Origin of the sequence: Streptomyces sp. NPDC047061 (genome assembly GCF_040643955.1) — a bacterium.
In the GTDB taxonomy this organism is placed as follows: Bacteria; Actinomycetota; Actinomycetes; order Streptomycetales; family Streptomycetaceae; genus Streptomyces.
Window position 1 is genome coordinate 1 of record NZ_JBEYVI010000034.1, and the last position, 16243, is coordinate 16243.

The 16243-nt window shown below is 74.6% G+C and carries 11 protein-coding genes and 2 pseudogenes; 9 read left to right on the forward strand and 4 right to left on the reverse strand.

The window, feature by feature from the left end; genetic code table 11:
* Positions 1–352 precede the first annotated feature (352 nt).
* Positions 353–595: pseudogene (locus ABZ887_RS36345) on the forward strand (transposase family protein); the annotation flags it as partial.
* Positions 596–733: 138 nt separating this feature from the next.
* Here the strand turns inward: ABZ887_RS36345 and ABZ887_RS36350 are convergent.
* Together ABZ887_RS36350 and ABZ887_RS36355 are read right to left on the reverse strand one after the other, a co-directional pair.
* Entirely contained in the window at positions 734–1444 is a 711-nt protein-coding gene (locus ABZ887_RS36350) for an ABC transporter permease (protein ID WP_361299300.1), read from the reverse strand.
* Between the two features lie 2 nt (positions 1445–1446).
* Positions 1447–2370, reverse strand: coding sequence for an ATP-binding cassette domain-containing protein (locus ABZ887_RS36355; RefSeq protein WP_361299303.1), 924 nt, complete (start codon positions 2368–2370; stop codon positions 1447–1449).
* 109 nt (positions 2371–2479) lie between these two features.
* On the opposite strand from ABZ887_RS36355, the gene ABZ887_RS36360 reads away from it, so the two are divergent.
* From ABZ887_RS36360 to ABZ887_RS36370, 3 genes are all read left to right on the forward strand, one after another.
* Positions 2480–3634, forward strand: a complete 1155-nt coding sequence (locus tag ABZ887_RS36360) for a histidine kinase (protein WP_361299306.1) — start codon at positions 2480–2482, stop codon at positions 3632–3634.
* 14 nt (positions 3635–3648) lie between these two features.
* Positions 3649–4299: a response regulator transcription factor gene (locus tag ABZ887_RS36365; RefSeq protein ID WP_361299309.1), complete on the forward strand. Its 651-nt coding sequence runs from the start codon at positions 3649–3651 to the stop codon at positions 4297–4299.
* A gap of 101 nt (positions 4300–4400) precedes the next feature.
* A complete protein-coding gene (locus ABZ887_RS36370) occupies positions 4401–5558 on the forward strand; it encodes an ROK family transcriptional regulator (RefSeq protein ID WP_361299312.1) in 1158 nt (385 codons plus the stop codon).
* Positions 5559–5675: 117 nt separating this feature from the next.
* On the opposite strand, the gene ABZ887_RS36375 is transcribed toward ABZ887_RS36370, so the two are convergent.
* Positions 5676–6437: a GntR family transcriptional regulator gene (locus ABZ887_RS36375; RefSeq protein WP_361299315.1), complete on the reverse strand. Its 762-nt coding sequence runs from the start codon at positions 6435–6437 to the stop codon at positions 5676–5678.
* A 524-nt stretch (positions 6438–6961) separates the two neighbouring features.
* Here ABZ887_RS36375 and ABZ887_RS36380 point away from each other — a divergent pair.
* Positions 6962–7792: an alpha/beta fold hydrolase gene (locus ABZ887_RS36380; protein WP_361299318.1), complete on the forward strand. Its 831-nt coding sequence runs from the start codon at positions 6962–6964 to the stop codon at positions 7790–7792.
* A 205-nt stretch (positions 7793–7997) separates the two neighbouring features.
* Here the strand turns inward: ABZ887_RS36380 and ABZ887_RS36385 are convergent, their stop codons facing one another.
* Complete coding sequence (locus ABZ887_RS36385; RefSeq protein WP_361299321.1) at positions 7998–8966, reverse strand: DMT family transporter; 969 nt, start codon at positions 8964–8966, stop codon at positions 7998–8000.
* Positions 8967–9013: 47 nt separating this feature from the next.
* Here ABZ887_RS36385 and ABZ887_RS36390 point away from each other — a divergent pair, with 47 nt between their 5' ends.
* The 4 genes and pseudogenes from ABZ887_RS36390 (at position 9014) to ABZ887_RS36405 (ending at position 16143) form a co-directional block, all read left to right on the forward strand.
* The gene (locus ABZ887_RS36390; protein WP_361299324.1) at positions 9014–10444 is read left to right on the forward strand and encodes a PLP-dependent aminotransferase family protein; all 1431 of its coding nucleotides are present in this window, start codon (positions 9014–9016) and stop codon (positions 10442–10444) included.
* A 150-nt stretch (positions 10445–10594) separates the two neighbouring features.
* A pseudogene (locus ABZ887_RS36395) lies at positions 10595–11880 on the forward strand (alkaline phosphatase D family protein).
* A gap of 160 nt (positions 11881–12040) precedes the next feature.
* On the forward strand, positions 12041–13471 hold the full coding sequence (locus tag ABZ887_RS36400) for an SWIM zinc finger family protein (RefSeq protein WP_361299327.1): 1431 nt from the start codon (positions 12041–12043) through the stop codon (positions 13469–13471).
* On the forward strand, positions 13471–16143 hold the full coding sequence (locus ABZ887_RS36405) for a DUF6493 family protein (protein WP_361299330.1): 2673 nt from the start codon (positions 13471–13473) through the stop codon (positions 16141–16143). The genes ABZ887_RS36400 and ABZ887_RS36405 overlap by 1 nt, the downstream gene beginning before the upstream one ends.
* Positions 16144–16243: the final 100 nt, after the last annotated feature.

Sequence of the window (16243 nt, forward strand, 5' to 3'; positions counted from 1 at the left end):
GGTGTCCAAACCGGACTTGCGGACCGTCTCGACCAGCAGCACCGACCCGGCCTGCGAGACCACCCCACGGCCGCCGCCCTCGACACGGACACGCGGATAAGACCCGGTACGCTTGCTCACCTGGAGAGTGCTTCTTTCCTTGCAGCTGACAGGACCCTCGACAAGTCCCATCGTTGCAGGTCAGCAGCACTCTCCGCTTATTTGATCAAGACCCGGACAACCCCACTCGCGAAAGCGCGAGGCTAAAGTACGAGGCTCCATTGCCGCTGCGGGAGGTTTTCGACGTCCCAACCCAGCGATACGGGAGCCCTGTTGGTTCCGTATCCTGCCGCACTCGACCTGCGTCACGCCCGACCCGGACTTCGTGTTCCTGGACGGCACCCTCGCCGAGTGCGACCACGTCGGCGACAGCCGCGCCGACTACTCCGCGAAGCACCGCCAGCACGGCGTGAACGTCCAGGTGGTCACCGACCCCACCGGCGTCGTGCTGTGGATCTCACCCGCCTTGCCGGGCCGTCCCCCTGACCTGACCGCCGCCCGCAGCCACAGGATTGTCCGGGTCTGCGAGCGACGAGGTGTCCCGATCCCGGCCGACCGGGACTGCACGGGCACGGCCGGCCCCATGGCCGTCCTCACCCTGGAGAGGCAACGCTGAAAGACCTCACCGGACGGCGGCGACGATGGCGGAGGAGTTCGGGCAGGTGCGGGTGGCGGCGGACGGCTAGCGCGGGCGTCAGGCATCACGGCGCCGGATGCTCCACGCTCCCGCCAGCAGCGCGGCGCCCGTCCACAGTGCCGTCACCGCGAGCCCGCTCCACGGTCCCAGGGGGCCGTCCCACGTCTCCTGGAACACCACCTGGCCTGCCCTGTCCGGCAGGACGTCCGCGACGGTGCCGAACACGTCACCGATCACGAACGACACGGTCAGCAGGAGCGGGATCAGGATGCCGAGGGTCGCGGTCCCGCTGCGCAGCACGGCCGTGAGGCCTGCCGCGAACAGGGCCATCAGCGTCAGGTAGAAGCCGCAGCCCAGCGCGGCGCGCATCCCTTCCGGCCAGGTCGGCGCGGAAGTTCCGAGCAGGAACCTGCCCAGCACGAGGGTGACGAGGCCGGTGAGCAGTCCCACCGCGAGCACGGGCAGCGCGATCGCCGTGGCCTTCGCCGCGAACCAGCGCCGCCGGTCGGGCACCGCCGAGAGGGTGAGGCGCAGGGCGGCGCCCCGGAACTCGGACGAGACGGCCGTCGCGCCGAAGGCGACCGCTGCGATCTGTCCGAGGGACACACCGGCGAAGGCGGAGAAGAGCGGGTCGGAGCCGCCGGAACCGGCCGCCGAGAGCGCGGAGCACGCGACGGTGGCGAGCAGGACGGCACACAGGGTGCCGACGAGCGGGCGGAGCGTACGGATCTTGATCCACTCGGCGTGGAGCACGGGCCGGAACGGCATGGTCAGGCCTCCTGGTGGTGCTGTGCGGTGAACTCGGCTTCCGCCGCGGTCAGATCGAGGTAGGCCTGTTCCAGGGTGGCCTCCTCCTGGGTGAGTTCGAGGACGGGGACGGCCGCGTCGGCCAGCAGGCGGCCGAGGTCCTCCACGCGCGCGTGCCGTACCGTCCAGACTCCGTCCGCGCCGCGCGCCGCGTCCTGGCCGTGCCGGGCGAGCAGTTCGGCGAGTCGTTCGTCGTCGGTGGTGCGGACCCTCGCCGCGGGCCGCACGCGCGCGTGGATGAAGTCGCGGACCGGGGTGTCGGCCAGGAGCCGGCCGCGGCCGAGGACGATCAGGTGGTCCGCGAAGGCGGCCGTCTCGTTCATGAGGTGGCTGGAAACCAGCACCGTGCGGCCTTCCGCCGCGAGTCGGCGCAGCAGACGGCGGATCCAGACGATGCCTTCGGGATCGAGGCCGTTGGAGGGTTCGTCGAGCAGCACCACCTCGGGATCGCCGAGCAGGGCGGCGGCGATCCCGAGTCGCTGGCGCATGCCCAGGGAGTACGTGCGCACCCGGCGCCGGGCGGCGGGCTCGAGTCCCGTCTCCGCCAGCAGCTCGTCGACCCGGCCGGCCGGGATGCGGTTGCTCGCCGCGAGGGCGCGCAGATGGTCGCGTCCGGTGCGCGAGCCGTGCGCGGCGTCGGCGTCGAGCAGGGCGCCCACCCGGCGCAGGGGGTCGCGGAGTTCGGGGTACGGCCGCCCGCCGATCGTGGCGGTTCCGGAGGTGGCGTGGTCGAGGCCGAGGACGAGTCGCAGGGTGGTGGACTTGCCGGCGCCGTTGGGGCCGAGGAAGCCGGTGACGAGTCCGGGGCGGACGGCGAAGGTGAGGCGGTCCACGGCCCGGCGGCCCCCGTACTCCTTGGTGAGGTCGTGCACCTCGATGCTGGTCATGGCCGACAGCCTTGCCCGGCAGGGGGGTCGGGGTCCTCCCCCGCCGGTGGAGATCGCCTCCCCCGCCCGGGGGAGGACCGTTGTCAGTGGTGCCTGCCACGATGTCCGCATGGCCCGCTTTCTCCGCCCGCTGCTGCGGGGGACGACCTACACGCGCCTGCTGCATCTGTGGGTGCCGATGCTCGTCGTCGCCCTGTGGCTCTTCATCGACCCGTCGACACCGTGGGTGCCCGCACTGCTGCTGGTCCCGGTCGGGCTGATCCCCGCCGTGCGCCGGGGCGAGGGCGTGCAGGCTCGGCTGCTGCTCACCCCCGGTGAGGAGGAGTCGGGGATCTCGGAGACGCCGTCGGCGACCTGGCGGGACCGGGGGCGCACGGTGCTGTGGCTGGAGGCGCGGATGGTCCTCGGCTCGGCGGGCGCGCTGGCTTCGGTGTGGCTTCCGGCCATCGCCTTCGACCTCGGCCTGCTCGCCGCCGGACAGGCGCCCGACGGCAACCCGCTCCTCGGCGCGGCGCGGCCGCACTGGGCGTACGCCCTCCTGGTCCCGCTGCCGCTGATCGCCCTCTACGGGGCCGTGGTCGGCCTCGGAGTGCTGGTCACCGCGCTGGCCCGGCGGCTGCTCGGGCCGTCCGCCGCCGAGCGGCTCGCGGCACTGGAGGAGCGCACCGAGCAGCTGCTGGAACGCACGCGTATCGCGCGCGAGTTGCACGACTCGATCGGGCACGCCCTGACGGTGGCGGTGGTGCAGGCGGGCGCGGCCCGGGCCGCGGGGGACCCGGAGTTCACCGACCGGGCGCTGGCCGCCATCGAGGAGACCGGCCGGAGCGCACTGGAGGATCTGGAGCGGGTGCTGGGCGTACTGCGCGAGTCCCGGCGGCCGGTGAGCGGGCGGCCCACGCTCGCCGACGCCGGCCGGCTCCTGGAGTCCGCCCGCGCTTCGGGCGCCAAGGTGGACGCCGAGGTCACCGGCCCACTGGAGGCGGTGCCGGGACCGGTCTCCCGGGAGGGCTACCGCATCCTCCAGGAGGCGCTCACCAATGTGCTGCGGCACGCGGGGGCCGTGCCCGTGCGGGTCCGGGTGAGCGTGGCCCACGGGATGCTGGACCTCGAAGTCCGCAATCCGCTTCCGGGCGCGATACCCGGGCCCGGGCGGGGCAGCGGGCTGCGCGGGATCCGCGAGCGCGCGGCCCTGCTCGGGGGCCGTACGCACACCGGACCGGACGGGGGCGACTGGCAGGTGCACGCCCAGCTGCCGGTCGGTTGATCTAGGCTGGCCGGATGCCGGTCACCGTCCTGCTCGTCGACGACGAACCCCTCGTCCGCGCGGGCCTGCGGGCCGTGCTCGCGGCCCAGCCCGACATCGAGGTGGTCGGGGAGGCGGCGGACGGGGCGGCGGTGATCCCGCTGGTGCGGCAACTGCGGCCGGACGTGGTCGCGATGGACGTACGGATGCCGTTGCTGGACGGGATCGAGGCCACCCGCGCGGTGCTGCGCACGGTCGCCGAGCCACCGAAGATCCTCGTGGTGACGACGTTCGAGGACGACGAGTACGTGTACGAGGCGCTGCGCGCGGGCGCCGACGGGTTTCTGCTGAAGCGGGCCCGGCCGGCCGAGATCGTGCACGCGGTGCGGCTGGTCGCCGAGGGCGAGTCCCTGCTCTTCCCGGCATCGGTGCGGCAGCTCGCCGGACGGTACGGCCGGGGCGAAGGGCGGGACGGCCTGGAGTGGGCGCGGCTGACCGCGCGGGAGGCCGAGGTACTGCGGCTCATGACGCAGGGGCTGGCCAACGCCGAGATCGCCGGGCGGCTGGTCGTCGGAACCGAGACCGTGAAGTCCCATGTGGGGGCCGTGCTGGCCAAGCTCGGGGTGCGGGACCGTACCCAGGCGGTGATCGCGGCGTACGAATCGGGGTTCGTCACGCCCCGCTGATCGCGGATCTCCGGCAGATCGAAGGCGTCCGGCACTCGCCCGGGTCGTCGGCGCCGAAGTACGATCCGGCCAACGTGCAGGGCTAGCTGGGAGGACGGACGTTGGCGGGACTGACCGGTGGTGATCCGTCTCTGCTGCGAAGGATCAATTCCGCGGTGGTGCTGCACGCGCTGCGGGCCACCGACTGCGCGACGCTCACCGAGATCACCCGGGTCACCGGGCTGTCCCGGCCGACCGTCGAAGGGGTCGTCGAGGGGCTCATCGAAGCCGGTCTGGTGGTCGAGAAGGCGGCCGAGGAGGGCGCCACCCGGCGGCAGGGGCGGCCGGCGCGCCGGTTCCGGTTCCGGGCCGAGGCCGGGCACCTGCTGGGCCTGGAGATCGGCCCGCACCGGGTCGCCGCGCTCCTGGCCGACCTGGACGGCCGGATACTCGGGGCCCAGGCCAAGGAGGTGGAGGAGACGGCCGACGCGGACGAGCGGCTGGAGCGGCTGCGCACCGCCGTCGCCGAGCTGCTGCGCCGGGCCGGGGTGGCGCGCAGTTCGCTGCGGGCCGTCGGGGTCGGCACCCCCGGCATCGTCGAGGCGGACGGCCGGGTGCGGCTGGGCACCGCGCTGCCCCAGTGGACGGGGCTGCGCCTCGGTGAGCGGCTCAGCCGGTCCTTCAAGTGCCCGGTGCTGGTGGAGAACGACGCCAACACGGCTGCCGTGGCCGAGCACTGGAAGGGCGCGGCCACCGACTCCGACGACGTGGTGATGGTGATGGCCGGGCTGAGTCCGGGCGCCGGTTCGCTGATCGGCGGGCGGCTGCACCGGGGGTACGGCGGGGCGGCCGGGGAGATCGGCGCGCTGCACCTGCTGGGCCGGGAGGTGACCCCGGAGACGCTGCTGTCCACCACCGACGAGCCGCTGCACCCGCTGGACGAGCAGGCGGTCGCCGAGGTGTTCGCGCTGGCCCGCAAGGGGGATGCGCGGGCCCGGGCGGCCGTCGACCGGTTCATCCAGCGGCTGGTCCACGACGTGGCCGCGCTGGTGCTGGCACTGGACCCGGAGCTGGTGGTCATCGGCGGCTGGGCGGCGGGCCTGGACGGTGTCCTGGAGCCGCTGCGCCGTGAGCTCGCCCGCTACTGTCTGCGGCCGCCCCGGGTGGCGCTCTCCCTGCTCGGTGAGGCGGCGGTGGCGACGGGCGCACTGCGGCTCGCCCTCGATCATGTGGAGGAGCAGTTGTTCGCGGTGGACGGGACGGTCACCGCACGCCGCTGAACGGCTGCCGCTGGCCGACTGCCGCTGATCGGCTGCCCTCGGCACATGCGTCGCGCCCCGGCGGAGAGCCGGGGCGCGATCTGGCCGTGCGGCGCGGGGGCGTCGCCCGTCGCGGGGCTAGGAGGCCTGCCGCTCGGGGCCGTGGTGGATCTCCACGCCGCCGGTGTCGCCGAAGGTCAGCCGGCAGGTGTCCGCGCGGTAGGTGGCGACGGAGAGCGCGGCGGTGCGGCCGGCGGCGAGGAAGCGGGTGGTGACCACCAGCACCGGAGCGCCGGGCAGCCGGTCGAGCTCCTTGGCGTCGTCCGCACGGGCCGAGCCGAGCTCCACGGCGCGGTCCTGGCCCTCCAGCTCCAGGCGCTGCAGCTCACGCAGGACGGCACGCGCGCGGGGCGCTCCGGACGGCGCGTCGATCGCCGTCAGCTCCGGGACCGAGGCCGCCGGGATGTAGAGCAGCTCGGCGGCGACGGGCTGGCCGTGCGAGACGCGCGAGCGGCGCACGATGTGCACGGGCTCCTCCGCGCCGGTCTCCAGCGCGGCCGCGACCGCGGCGGGCGGCACCGCGAGGGTGCAGTCCACGGCCTGCCAGGCGTCGCCGGAGGCGCCCGGCCAGGCGTGCTGGTCGGTGCCCACCGCCACACCCATGCGCGGAGGCGCGACCGTCGTACCGACACCGCGGCGGCGCTGCAGCCGGCCCTCCAGTTCGAGCTGTTCGAGTGCCTGACGGAGGGTGGCCCGGGCCACGCCGAAGCGGGCGGCGAGGTCGCGCTCGTTGGGCAGGATCTCGCCGACCGAGAACTCCGAGTCCAGTGCCTCACTGAGCACGGTCCTGAGATGCCAGTACTTCGGTTCCGGCACCGATTCCAGCTGCGTGGTCCCCACCCTGTCCTCCGCAATCGCCGTGGTCCGGCGGCGTTTTAGCGCCCTTGTTTATTAAAGGTTGTTGTACTTATCTGCGACCATAGGACGGCGCACACCCTTGGTCAAGACCAATCGTCGATCCCATGGCCGACGCATAGAAAGCGGTGCCATTCATCGTTCACGAGGCGTTCGCGCGAGGGCGTTTTCGTGACATGGCGGCAAAGCTCCCGTCGCAGCGCGAGAACCGCCCGGAACAGGGTGTTCATCGGGCGGACGGCGCCGGTGCCACCCCGCACCGCCCGACACGCTCCCGCACGCCCGGCGGAATCGCCCCTCGGTCGGCACCCCCGGCCCAGAATGATCCACGGACCGTCGACGACCGAGCACGCGAGCCGGCACGGCACCCCGTTTTCAACCTGGAGCCACGCGGGGCGCTTTGACGGGACAGGCCGATGCACGACACACCCCATCGGGGACTACCCGCGAGTAGCAATTGCTGACAAGCTGTCTACGGCGTCCGCCGAAGTCCCAGACGAGGAGCCCCCATGTCCGCCACCGTCTCCTTCGCTGTCCCGGCCGCGCTCGGCGGGCAGGATGTGACCGTCTCGTACGCGCGCGTGGGCCGCGGCGAACCGCTGGTCCTCATCCACGGCATAGGGCATCACCGGCAGGCCTGGGACCCCGTGGTGGACATCCTCGCGACCGAGCGGGACGTGATCGCCGTGGACCTGCCCGGCTTCGGCGCCTCCCCGACCCTTCCCGACGGCCTCGCCTACGACCTGCCGACCACCAACTCCGTGCTCGGCGCCCTGTTCGAGGCCCTGGAGCTGGACCGGCCGCACGTGGCGGGCAACTCGCTCGGCGGGCTGCTGGCGCTGGAACTGGGCCGCGAGAAGCTCGTACGGTCCGTCACCGCCCTCTCCCCCGCCGGCTTCTGGTCACAGGCCGAGCGGCGCTACGCCTTCGGCGTGCTCATCGCCATGCGGCGGATCGCGGAGCGGCTGCCGCTGCCGCTGATCGAGCGGCTGTCCCGGTCGGCCGTCGGTCGGACGGCCCTGACCAGCACCATCTACGCCCGCCCGGCGCGCCGTTCACCCGAGGCCGTGGTCGCGGAGACGCTGGCCCTCGCACAGGCCGGCGGATTCGCGGAGACCCTGCGGGCGGGCTCCGCCGTCCAGTTCACCGACGACGTCCCCGGCATCCCGGTCACCGTGGGCTGGGGCACCCGGGACATGCTGCTGGTGCGCCGCCAGGGGGTCCGGGCCAAGCAGATCATCCCCAAGGCGCGACTGGTCCGGCTGCCCGGCTGCGGACACTGCCCGATGAACGACGACCCGGCGCTGGTCGCCCGCGTCCTCCTCGACGGCAGCCGCTGAGGGACAGCCGAGCGCCGACACCGCACCCGCACCCGCCGACACCGCGTCCGCACCCGCCGACGCCGTGTCCGCACCGGCCGACGGGGGGCGGTCCGTGCGGAGGGGTGCCGGAGCATCGCAATCGCCGACCGGCGGTCGCCATGGCGGGGCGGCACCGGTGATCGCCGACAGACGTCGGCATGGCGGGACTGCGCACGGGAGACGGTCACCGACGGTCGGCGCGGCGGCGCGGCGTACGGTCGGCCGCCGTCCGGTAGCCGGTGCGGTGCGGTCGGCGGGCGGTCGGCGCCGGTCCACGGCCGCGGCGGGGCAGGGCGCCGGAGCCCAGGGCGACCCCGGCGCCCACCAGGACGCCGCCGACGGCCTGGGCGGGGCCGTAGGAGCCCGTTCCGGCGAGCGGGGCCGTGCACACGGCGGTGAGCGGGACGAGGCCGGTGAAGAGCGTCGCGCGCTCCGTGCCGATCCGCTGCACGCCCATGTACCAGCACACGAAACCGACGACCGTCACCACGGCCGCCTGCCACAGCAGCGCGGCCGTCTCCGTGGCGTCGGGCCGGCGCAGCCACGCCCCGCCGTCGAGCACGGCCCCGGTCAGCGCCGCCTCGGCCGCGGCGAGGGCGCACACGGTGGCGGTCAGCAGCCGTGGCCCGAGCGCCCGCAACACCGGTCCCGCGAGCACCGCGAACCCGACCTCACCGGCCAGGGCGCACACCGAGAAGCCGAGACCGCTGGCGTCCGTCCGCCCCCAGCCCTGGACCACGAAGGCGCCGGCCGCGACCAGCAACGCCCCGTGGAGGACGAGGCGTTGGGGCCGGCGGCCGTCGAGAATCGGGACCAGGACCGCGACCGCCACCGGGGCGCAGCCGACGAGGACGCCGGGGACCGCCGGTTCCGCGGTGCGCTCGGCGGCGAGGATCGCCAGGTTGAAGCCGACCATCCCGACGGCGGCGAGCAGGGCCAGCCGCAGCCACGCGCGCGCCCCCAGCCCGCGCAGCCGCTCGACCGCGCCCCGCCCGACGAACGGCACGAGCAGCAGGCAGGCCAGTCCGTAGCGGAGGAACTGGCCGCCCGCGTAGGGGTAGTGGCCCAGCACACTGTTGGCGGTGAAGGAACAGCCGACGAGGACGTAGGCGAGCGCGGTCAGCAGGGCGCCGCGTGTGGTGGTCGCGTTCATGAGAACGACGCTAGGAACCTCGGCGGCCCGGATTAAGGTCCACTTCCATGACGTCATCGGGGACCAGTCCGGGCGCCCTGCCGGGCTCCGCCGCGTGGGAGCTGCTGCTGCCGGCCGTGTCCGCGCCGGCACGCGCGCGTGGCCGTTTCCTCCAGGCGGGGCTGCGGGAGGCGATCCGCGCGGGGCGGCTCGCGCCCGGCACCCGGCTGCCGTCCAGCCGGGAGCTGGCCAGGGATCTCGGGGTGTCGCGGGGGCTGGTCACGGAGGCGTACGAGCAGCTGACGGCGGAGGGTTACCTGCGCAGCGACCACGGGGCGGGCACCTGGGTGGGCGGCGCCGTGCGGGCGGCGGCGCCCCGCGCGCGTGATCTCGCGCCGCGCCCGCAGGGTGTCCGGGTGGACTTCCTGCCGGGCTCACCGGATCTCTCGCTGTTCCCGCGCGCCGCCTGGGCCGCCGCACAGCGCGAGGTGCTGGCGGAGCTGCCGCACCGCGACCTCGGCTATCCGGACCCGCGCGGACTGCCCCGGCTGCGCTCGGCCCTCGCCGAACTGCTCGCCCGGCGCCGGGGCGTGGTCGCCGACCCGGAGCGGATCGTGGTCGTCTCCGGGGTGGCACAGGCGGCGGCGCTGCTCGGCTCCGTGCTGCACGCGCGCGGGATGCGCGAGATCGGCGTGGAGGACCCCGGCAGCCCGCAGCACGACGGCCTGTACGCGGCGGCCGGGCTGCGCGCCGTACCGCTGCCCCTGGACGACGAGGGCCTGGCACCGGGCCCGCTGCACGCGTCGGGCGTCCGCGCGGTGGTGACGACGCCCGCCCACCAGTACCCGACCGGGATCGCCTGCTCCGCCGGGCGCCGTACCCGGCTGCTGGAGTGGGCCCGGTCGGTGGACGGGCTGCTGCTGGAGGACGACTACGACGGCGACTTCCGTTACGACCGGGCCCCGGTCGGCGCGCTCCAGGGCCTCGACCCGGAGCGGGTGGCCTACATGGGGTCGGTCAGCAAGTCCCTCGCCCCCGGACTGCGCCTCGGCTGGCTGCTGGTGCCGGAGCACCTGGCGGACGACGTCGTCGACCGGAAACGGACCATGGACCTGGGTCATCCCTCCGTCGACCAGGCGGTGTTCGCCCGGTTCCTGGAGCGCGGCGACTACGACCGGCAGCTGCGCCGCTGCCAGCGCGCCTACCGGGAGCGGCGGGACGTCCTGGTCGTCGCCCTGGCCGAGCACTTCCCGCACGCGCGCGTGTCGGGGATCGCGGCGGGGCTGCACGCCATCGCCGAACTGCCCGAACGGTACGGGCCGGAGAGCCGCTTCGTGCGGCGGGTGGCGGCGGCCGGGGTCGCGGTGCGTCCGCTGAGCGCGTGCACGCACGCGCGGGTCGACGAATCCGCCGTACGGCTGGTGCTGGGATACGCGCAGCTGCCGGCGGCGCGGATCCGGGAGGGGGTGCGGCTCATGGCGGAGGCGCTCGACGGGTGACGGCGTCACGACCGGCGGCAGGGAGACAGCGCCTGCCGTGCCGGTCAGTTGTTCACCCGCGGTTTCCGTGTGCGCTGCGGCGCCCCAGTAGTTGTGGCTGTGCACAACTGGCCGGATCCCGTACCCGGTTCCCGTTCTGGAGGCCCTTCCATGTCCCTTTCGCTCCCCGGCCGCCGCAGTGTGCTGCGCGGCTCGCTCGCCGCGTCGGCGGCCCTGACCCTGCCCACGGCGCTCGGTTCCGCGCCGGCGTTCGCACTGTCCGGGCGCCCCCGCGCGGACTGGGGTGTACAGGCGGGCGACGTGACCGCCGACTCCGGCCTCGTGTGGGTCCGTTCGGACCGGCCGGCCCGGATGATCGTGGAGACCTCGGCCACCGAGTCGTTCCGCAACCCCCGCCGGTGGCGCGGCCCGCTGCTCGGCGCCGACAGCGACTTCACCGGCACCACGCGGCTGCACGGGCTGCCGTCCGGCGAGCAGATCCACTACCGCGTGCTCCTCGCCGACCCCGACGACCCGCGCCGCGCCGCGCCGGCGAGCCGGTCACCGGCACCTTCCGTACCGCGTCCGCGCGCCGCCGCCAGGGCGTGAAGTTCGTGTGGTCCGGCGACCTGGCCGGGCAGGGCTGGGGCATCAACGAGTCCATCGGCGGCTACCGCATCTTCGACGCGATGGCGAAGCTCGACCCGGACTTCTTCCTGTGCAGCGGCGACAACATCTACGCCGACGGCGTGATCTCGGCGACCCAGGCGCTGCCCGACGGCCGGATCTACCGCGTCCACCACCACGGCCCGCTCCTCGACGTGTTCGTCCTGGACATGCGGACCTACCGCAACGCCAACTCGCCCGACGACCAGACGACCGACCCGCAGGGCATCCTCGGCGCCGAGCAGCTGGAGTGGCTCAAGCGCGAGCTGTCCCGGTCGCGTGCGGTGTGGAAGGTGATCGCCGCGGACATGCCGCTCGGGCTGGTCGTCCCGGACCCGGTCGAGGGCAAGGCGGACTTCGAGGCCGTGGCCCAGGGCGACCCGGGCGCGCCGCTCGGCCGCGAGCTGCAGATCGCGGAGCTGCTGCGGTACATCAAGCACCGGAAGATCACCGGCACCGTCTGGCTGACGGCCGACGTCCACCACACCTCCGCCCAGCACTACGACCCGTCGCGGGCCGCGTTCAAGGACTTCGCGCCGTTCTGGGAGTTCGTCTCCGGCCCGCTCAACGCCGGCGCCTTCCCGGCGAACGCGCTGGACGGCACGTTCGGCCCCGACCGGGTGTTCGTCAAGGCGCCGACCGCCTCGAACGTGTCACCCGCGGAGGCCTACCAGTTCTTCGGCGAGGTCGACATCGACGGCGACAGCGGTGAACTGACGGTGCGTCTGCGCGAGTACGACGGGACCATGCTGTTCACGCAGACCCTGCAGCCGGGCCGGGTCGGCCAGTAACTCCCGTACGCTCTTCACAGGGCCGCGCACCGGCGTCATCCCCCGGTGCGCGGCCCTGTCGCAGCTCCCGGCGCGGGCCCCCGCCTCCCCGAACTCGCCGCCCCACGGTACGTTTTCGCAGGTCGGGACGATTGTCAGTGGCCGCCTCTACGGTTTTCCCATGACGCGATCCTCACAGGCCGTGGCCTATCGCCAACCCTCCGTGCTGCGCTCCGCCGCCGACGGCCGCCAGCTCGGTCTGGAGACCTCCCGGGGTGCGACCCCCACCGGGGTCGAGGACCATCCGCGGTTCTTCGCGGGCTTCCTGACCTCGCCTCAGGTGGCCGCGGCCGGGCTGCTCGCGGTGGCCGACGTGGCGGCCGCGCGCTACTACCAGCCGCAGCTGCGCGCCTCGCTGGACCCGGTGGTGACGGGCAACGGCGACCGGCTGCGCTTCGAGTCCTTCTCGGGCTGCGGCGGGGTGTACGCCAGGCTGGACGTCCTCGGGTCGGGACTGGACGGCGGCGAGGTGGGTCACGGCACGACGAACGTCGACGTCAACAACCCGCTGCGGGAGGCCCTTTCGCGGCTCGGCTCGGACGATCCGCTCCATCTGCGGGTCGGTCCCGAGGAGTTGGCGGTCACCACGCTGGACGGCCCGGTGGTGGAGAAGAAGGTCCCGCTCCCGGACCGCTGGCTGCGCGGCTTCGCCGAGGCACAGGTCACCGCGGCCGGGTTCGATCTGCGGGCCGAGCTGCCGGCGGACGAGGCGGTGCGGTTCCTGCGCTCGCTCCCCCGCGGCGGCACCGCGCGCCGGGGCTCGGCGGGTCCGCGCTGGGTGGTGCCGGCGGGCCGGGGACTGCGGCCGACGACCCGCCCGGTGCCGGGCGCGGTGTGCCTGCCGGGGCCGGAGCGGCTGGCCGCGCTCCAGCGGGTGCTGCGCCATGCGACGGCGTTGCGGGTCTACGGCCCGCAGAGCGCCCTCGCCGCCTCCGGTACGGCCGCCGCCTGGGAGGTCGTGCTGCCGGGCATGCGGCTCACCTTGACCCTGTCGCCGGATCCGGCACGCGGGTTCTCCGGCGAGGGCGGTGTGCTGGACGCGCTCGCCACCGACGAGGCCGCCGAGGACGCGGAGCTGATCGCGGTGCTGCTGGCCTGGGAGCCCCGCGTCGACGTCGCCGACCTGGCCGTCTCCGCCGGGCTCACCCCGGAGCGGGTCCGCGCGGCCCTGATCCGCCTCGGCACCTCGGGACGCGTCGGCTACGACACGGCGGAGGCCGCCTACTTCCATCGCGAACTGCCGTACGACGCGGGGCGCGTGGAGCGGCACAACCCCCGGCTGCGGTCGGCCCGGGCGCTGGTGGCCGCGGGCGCGGTGGCCCTGGACGGCGAGCTGGGCACGGTGACGGCCGAGGACGGTCATGTGCACCGGGTGCGGGACACGGCGGGGGTGCTGAGCTGCAGTTGTCTGTGGTGGGCGAAGTACCGGGGCGGACGCGGGCCGTGCAAGCACGCGCTGGCGGTACGGATGGTGCGGCGGGGGGCCGCGGTGGAGCACGAGTCGGAGCGGGACGTGGCACAGGACATGGCGGAGATCGGCGGGGGTGCGTGATGAGCGCGGTGCTGGAGGCGGTACGGGCGGGGCGCGTCGCTGAGACGGCCCTCCTGGTGAAGAAGCTGACCGATGCCGAACGACGCGCGCTGCTGCCCGGGTTGCAGGCCCTGCGCAAGGAGCTGCGGGCCGCGCCCTGGGAGACACCGTCCCAGCGCAGCTATCCGGCGCTCCAGGTGGCCGGGGCGATGTGCCACTCGGGGGCCGCGGCGGCCGCGACCTGGATCGCGGGGGCCGACATGCGCTGGCGGCAGGCGCCGGCGGACATGCTATTGAAGGTGCTGGCGGACCGGGACACCGGCTGGCAGGCCGATGTGGCCCGTCGGCTGGCCGCGCGGCCGGTCTCCGCTGACGTGCAGTTCCTGCTGGTGGCGGGGCTGGTACGCCGCTCGGGGTGCGAGGTGCCGGTGACGGACGCCTATGTGGTCGGCTGGGTCCGCCACATCGGCCACGGCTGGGGGCGGGTCCCCCTCGTCGACCGGCTGCGCGCCGAGCCGGACCTCGCGCCCCTGGTGAACGGGCTGTTCGAGCTCTCCGACATCGGCGAGGTCCGCTGGCTGTTCGGCGACGGCCCCGGTTCCTGGCAGAACGCCCTGGCGGAACTGACCGACGCGGGTGTGCTGGAGCGCAAGGCCGTGGTCGACGCCTGTGTGGCCCGGCTGCTGCGCGGCGGCGGCCCGACCGACCACCGGGTCTTCCTGCCGCTGCTGGGCCTGCTCGCCCTCACCCGGGACGAGGTGCGCGAGCGCGTCGCCGACTGGACGGCCCTGGCCCGGGACGCCGTCTCCCCGGTCGCCGCCCACGCCCAGTCGGTCCTCGCCGCCCTCGCCCTCGACGGCGGCCTCACCCCGCGGCAGCTCGCCGAGGCCTCCGAAGGGCTGCTGTTCCGCGCCGAGAAGAAGCTGGTGCGCGCCCAGCTGGTGCTGCTCGGCAAGGTGCTCGCCCGCGACGCCTCCGCTGCGGCGGAGCTGCTGCCGGCGGTGGCCCAGGCGTTCGGGCACGAGGACACCCAGCTGCAGGAGCGGGCGCTGAAGCTGGTGGAGCGGCACGTGAAGCGGCTCGACGACGAGCCGGCCGTCCGGTCCGACATCGGCTTCTCGGCAGAGCAGTTGAGCCCGGCCCTGCGTGTGCGCGCGGCTGCCGTCCTGGGCATCGCGCCCGCGGCGGCGCCCGAGGCGTACGAGGAGGTGCTGCCGCTGCCTCCGGAGCCGTTCCGGCTCACGACCGCGCCGGATTCTGCCGTGGAACTCGCCGAGGAGGTCTCGGCCCTGCTGGCGGCCGACGGGGGCGGGGAGGTGGCCGCGTTCGAGCGGGCGCTGGACGGTCTGGCCCGGCACGCCCACCGCGACCAGGACGCGCTGCGGGCGGCGCTCGAACCGGTGGCGGCCACCCGCTGGTGGTGGGAGCCCGAGTCGTACCGCCGGCAGCATGCCGAGGAGCACTTCGGCCATACCCGGCGCGGCCTCCTCACCGCCGAGGGCGGCCTCGAACTCGTCCTGGCCACGCTGTACGGGGCCGTGAGCACGGCCACCCTGCTCGCCGGGCTGCGGCACGGTCCGGCGGACCACGAGTGCGCGCGCCACGGGTTCTCCCGGGTCCTCGACGTCCGGCTGCGTGAACTGGCCTACCGGATACGGACGGACCCGCAGCCGCTGCTCCTGGCCACGCCGTCGTGGAGCACCGGGCTCCTGGAGCCGGACGAGCTCGTCGACCGGCTCGACGCCTACCGCCGCCTCGGGGCCCGGGTGGGCGAGGTCGACTTCGCGCAGGCCCTGCTGCGGGTCCGGCGCGAGGACCGTACGGCGGCGTCGGCCGCCGCCCGGCGTGCGAGCGGACTCGGCACACCGGAAGGCGAGCGGCTCGCGCGCCGGCTGTCCGCCGGGGAGCCCGCCCTGCCCGGCTCCGACCGTCGGACGTCGGGCCCGCGCATCCTGATCGAGTCCGGCGAGGTCCAGGAACTCCGGACGGACTTCCCCGAGGCCTTCCGGCGGCTGGGCCGGCCGTTCACGGCGTCCGACGCGGTCCGGTACTGCCACCACTGGGGCGAGGAGAACCACCGGCACTGGCTGGCCGCGCTCCCGGAGCTGCGCGAACTCGTCGCCGTACGGCTGGTGCACGACGTCTCCGAGGCCGCCCTGGCCGACGAGCGGGGCGCGGCCGCCGCCCTGCCGCTGCTCGCCGAGTCCGGCGGGCTCGCGGGTGAGAGCACGCTCCTGTGCGTGGCGTACGGGCTGGGCGCCCGGCATCCGGAGGACCGGCTGGCCGCGGTGGACGCGTTGCTGGTGCTCGCCGCGCGGGGACAGCTGGACGCGGAGCGGCTGGGTGACGACCTCGGCCGGCTGGTCCGGCTCGGGGCGGTGAAGCCGCTGCGGCTGGCCGAGTCGGCACGGACGGCGGCGGCCACGGGGGCCAACGCGACGATATGGGAGATGCTCCGGCACACCCTGCCCGTACTGCTCGCCGACCTCGCGTCCGGGGGGACCCCCGGCGCCGCGGGCGCGACCCGTGGACTCGGGGAGCTGCTCTCGATCGCCGCGGACTGCGCCGAGCGGTCCGGGGCCAGGGGCGAGCTGCCTCATCTCTCGGGGGCCGCGGCCCGGCCCGGCTCGGCGCGGCTGGTGGTCCAGGCCCGTCGGCTGCGGGACGCACTGGGCGTGGCGGCGGCCGCCTGAGAGGGGAAGGAACCGGTCATTTCTCGGACCTCGGCAACCGCACAAATCGCCATGAAAAGAACGTAAGCATGCTTTACCCATCGGTCACAGAGCGTTCGTG

Bases quoted from the DNA above. Each gene is read 5' to 3' on its own strand.
- ABZ887_RS36350 (WP_361299300.1), bottom strand. From the start codon at position 1,444: ATGCCGTTCCGGCCCGTGCTCCACGCCGAGTGGATCAAGATCCGTACG.
- ABZ887_RS36355 (WP_361299303.1), bottom strand. From the start codon at position 2,370: ATGACCAGCATCGAGGTGCACGACCTCACCAAGGAGTACGGGGGCCGC.
- ABZ887_RS36360 (WP_361299306.1), top strand. From the start codon at position 2,480: ATGGCCCGCTTTCTCCGCCCGCTGCTGCGGGGGACGACCTACACGCGC.
- ABZ887_RS36365 (WP_361299309.1), top strand. From the start codon at position 3,649: ATGCCGGTCACCGTCCTGCTCGTCGACGACGAACCCCTCGTCCGCGCG.
- ABZ887_RS36380 (WP_361299318.1), top strand. From the start codon at position 6,962: ATGTCCGCCACCGTCTCCTTCGCTGTCCCGGCCGCGCTCGGCGGGCAG.
- ABZ887_RS36385 (WP_361299321.1), bottom strand. From the start codon at position 8,966: ATGAACGCGACCACCACACGCGGCGCCCTGCTGACCGCGCTCGCCTAC.
- ABZ887_RS36390 (WP_361299324.1), top strand. From the start codon at position 9,014: ATGACGTCATCGGGGACCAGTCCGGGCGCCCTGCCGGGCTCCGCCGCG.
- ABZ887_RS36400 (WP_361299327.1), top strand. From the start codon at position 12,041: ATGACGCGATCCTCACAGGCCGTGGCCTATCGCCAACCCTCCGTGCTG.
- ABZ887_RS36405 (WP_361299330.1), top strand. From the start codon at position 13,471: ATGAGCGCGGTGCTGGAGGCGGTACGGGCGGGGCGCGTCGCTGAGACG.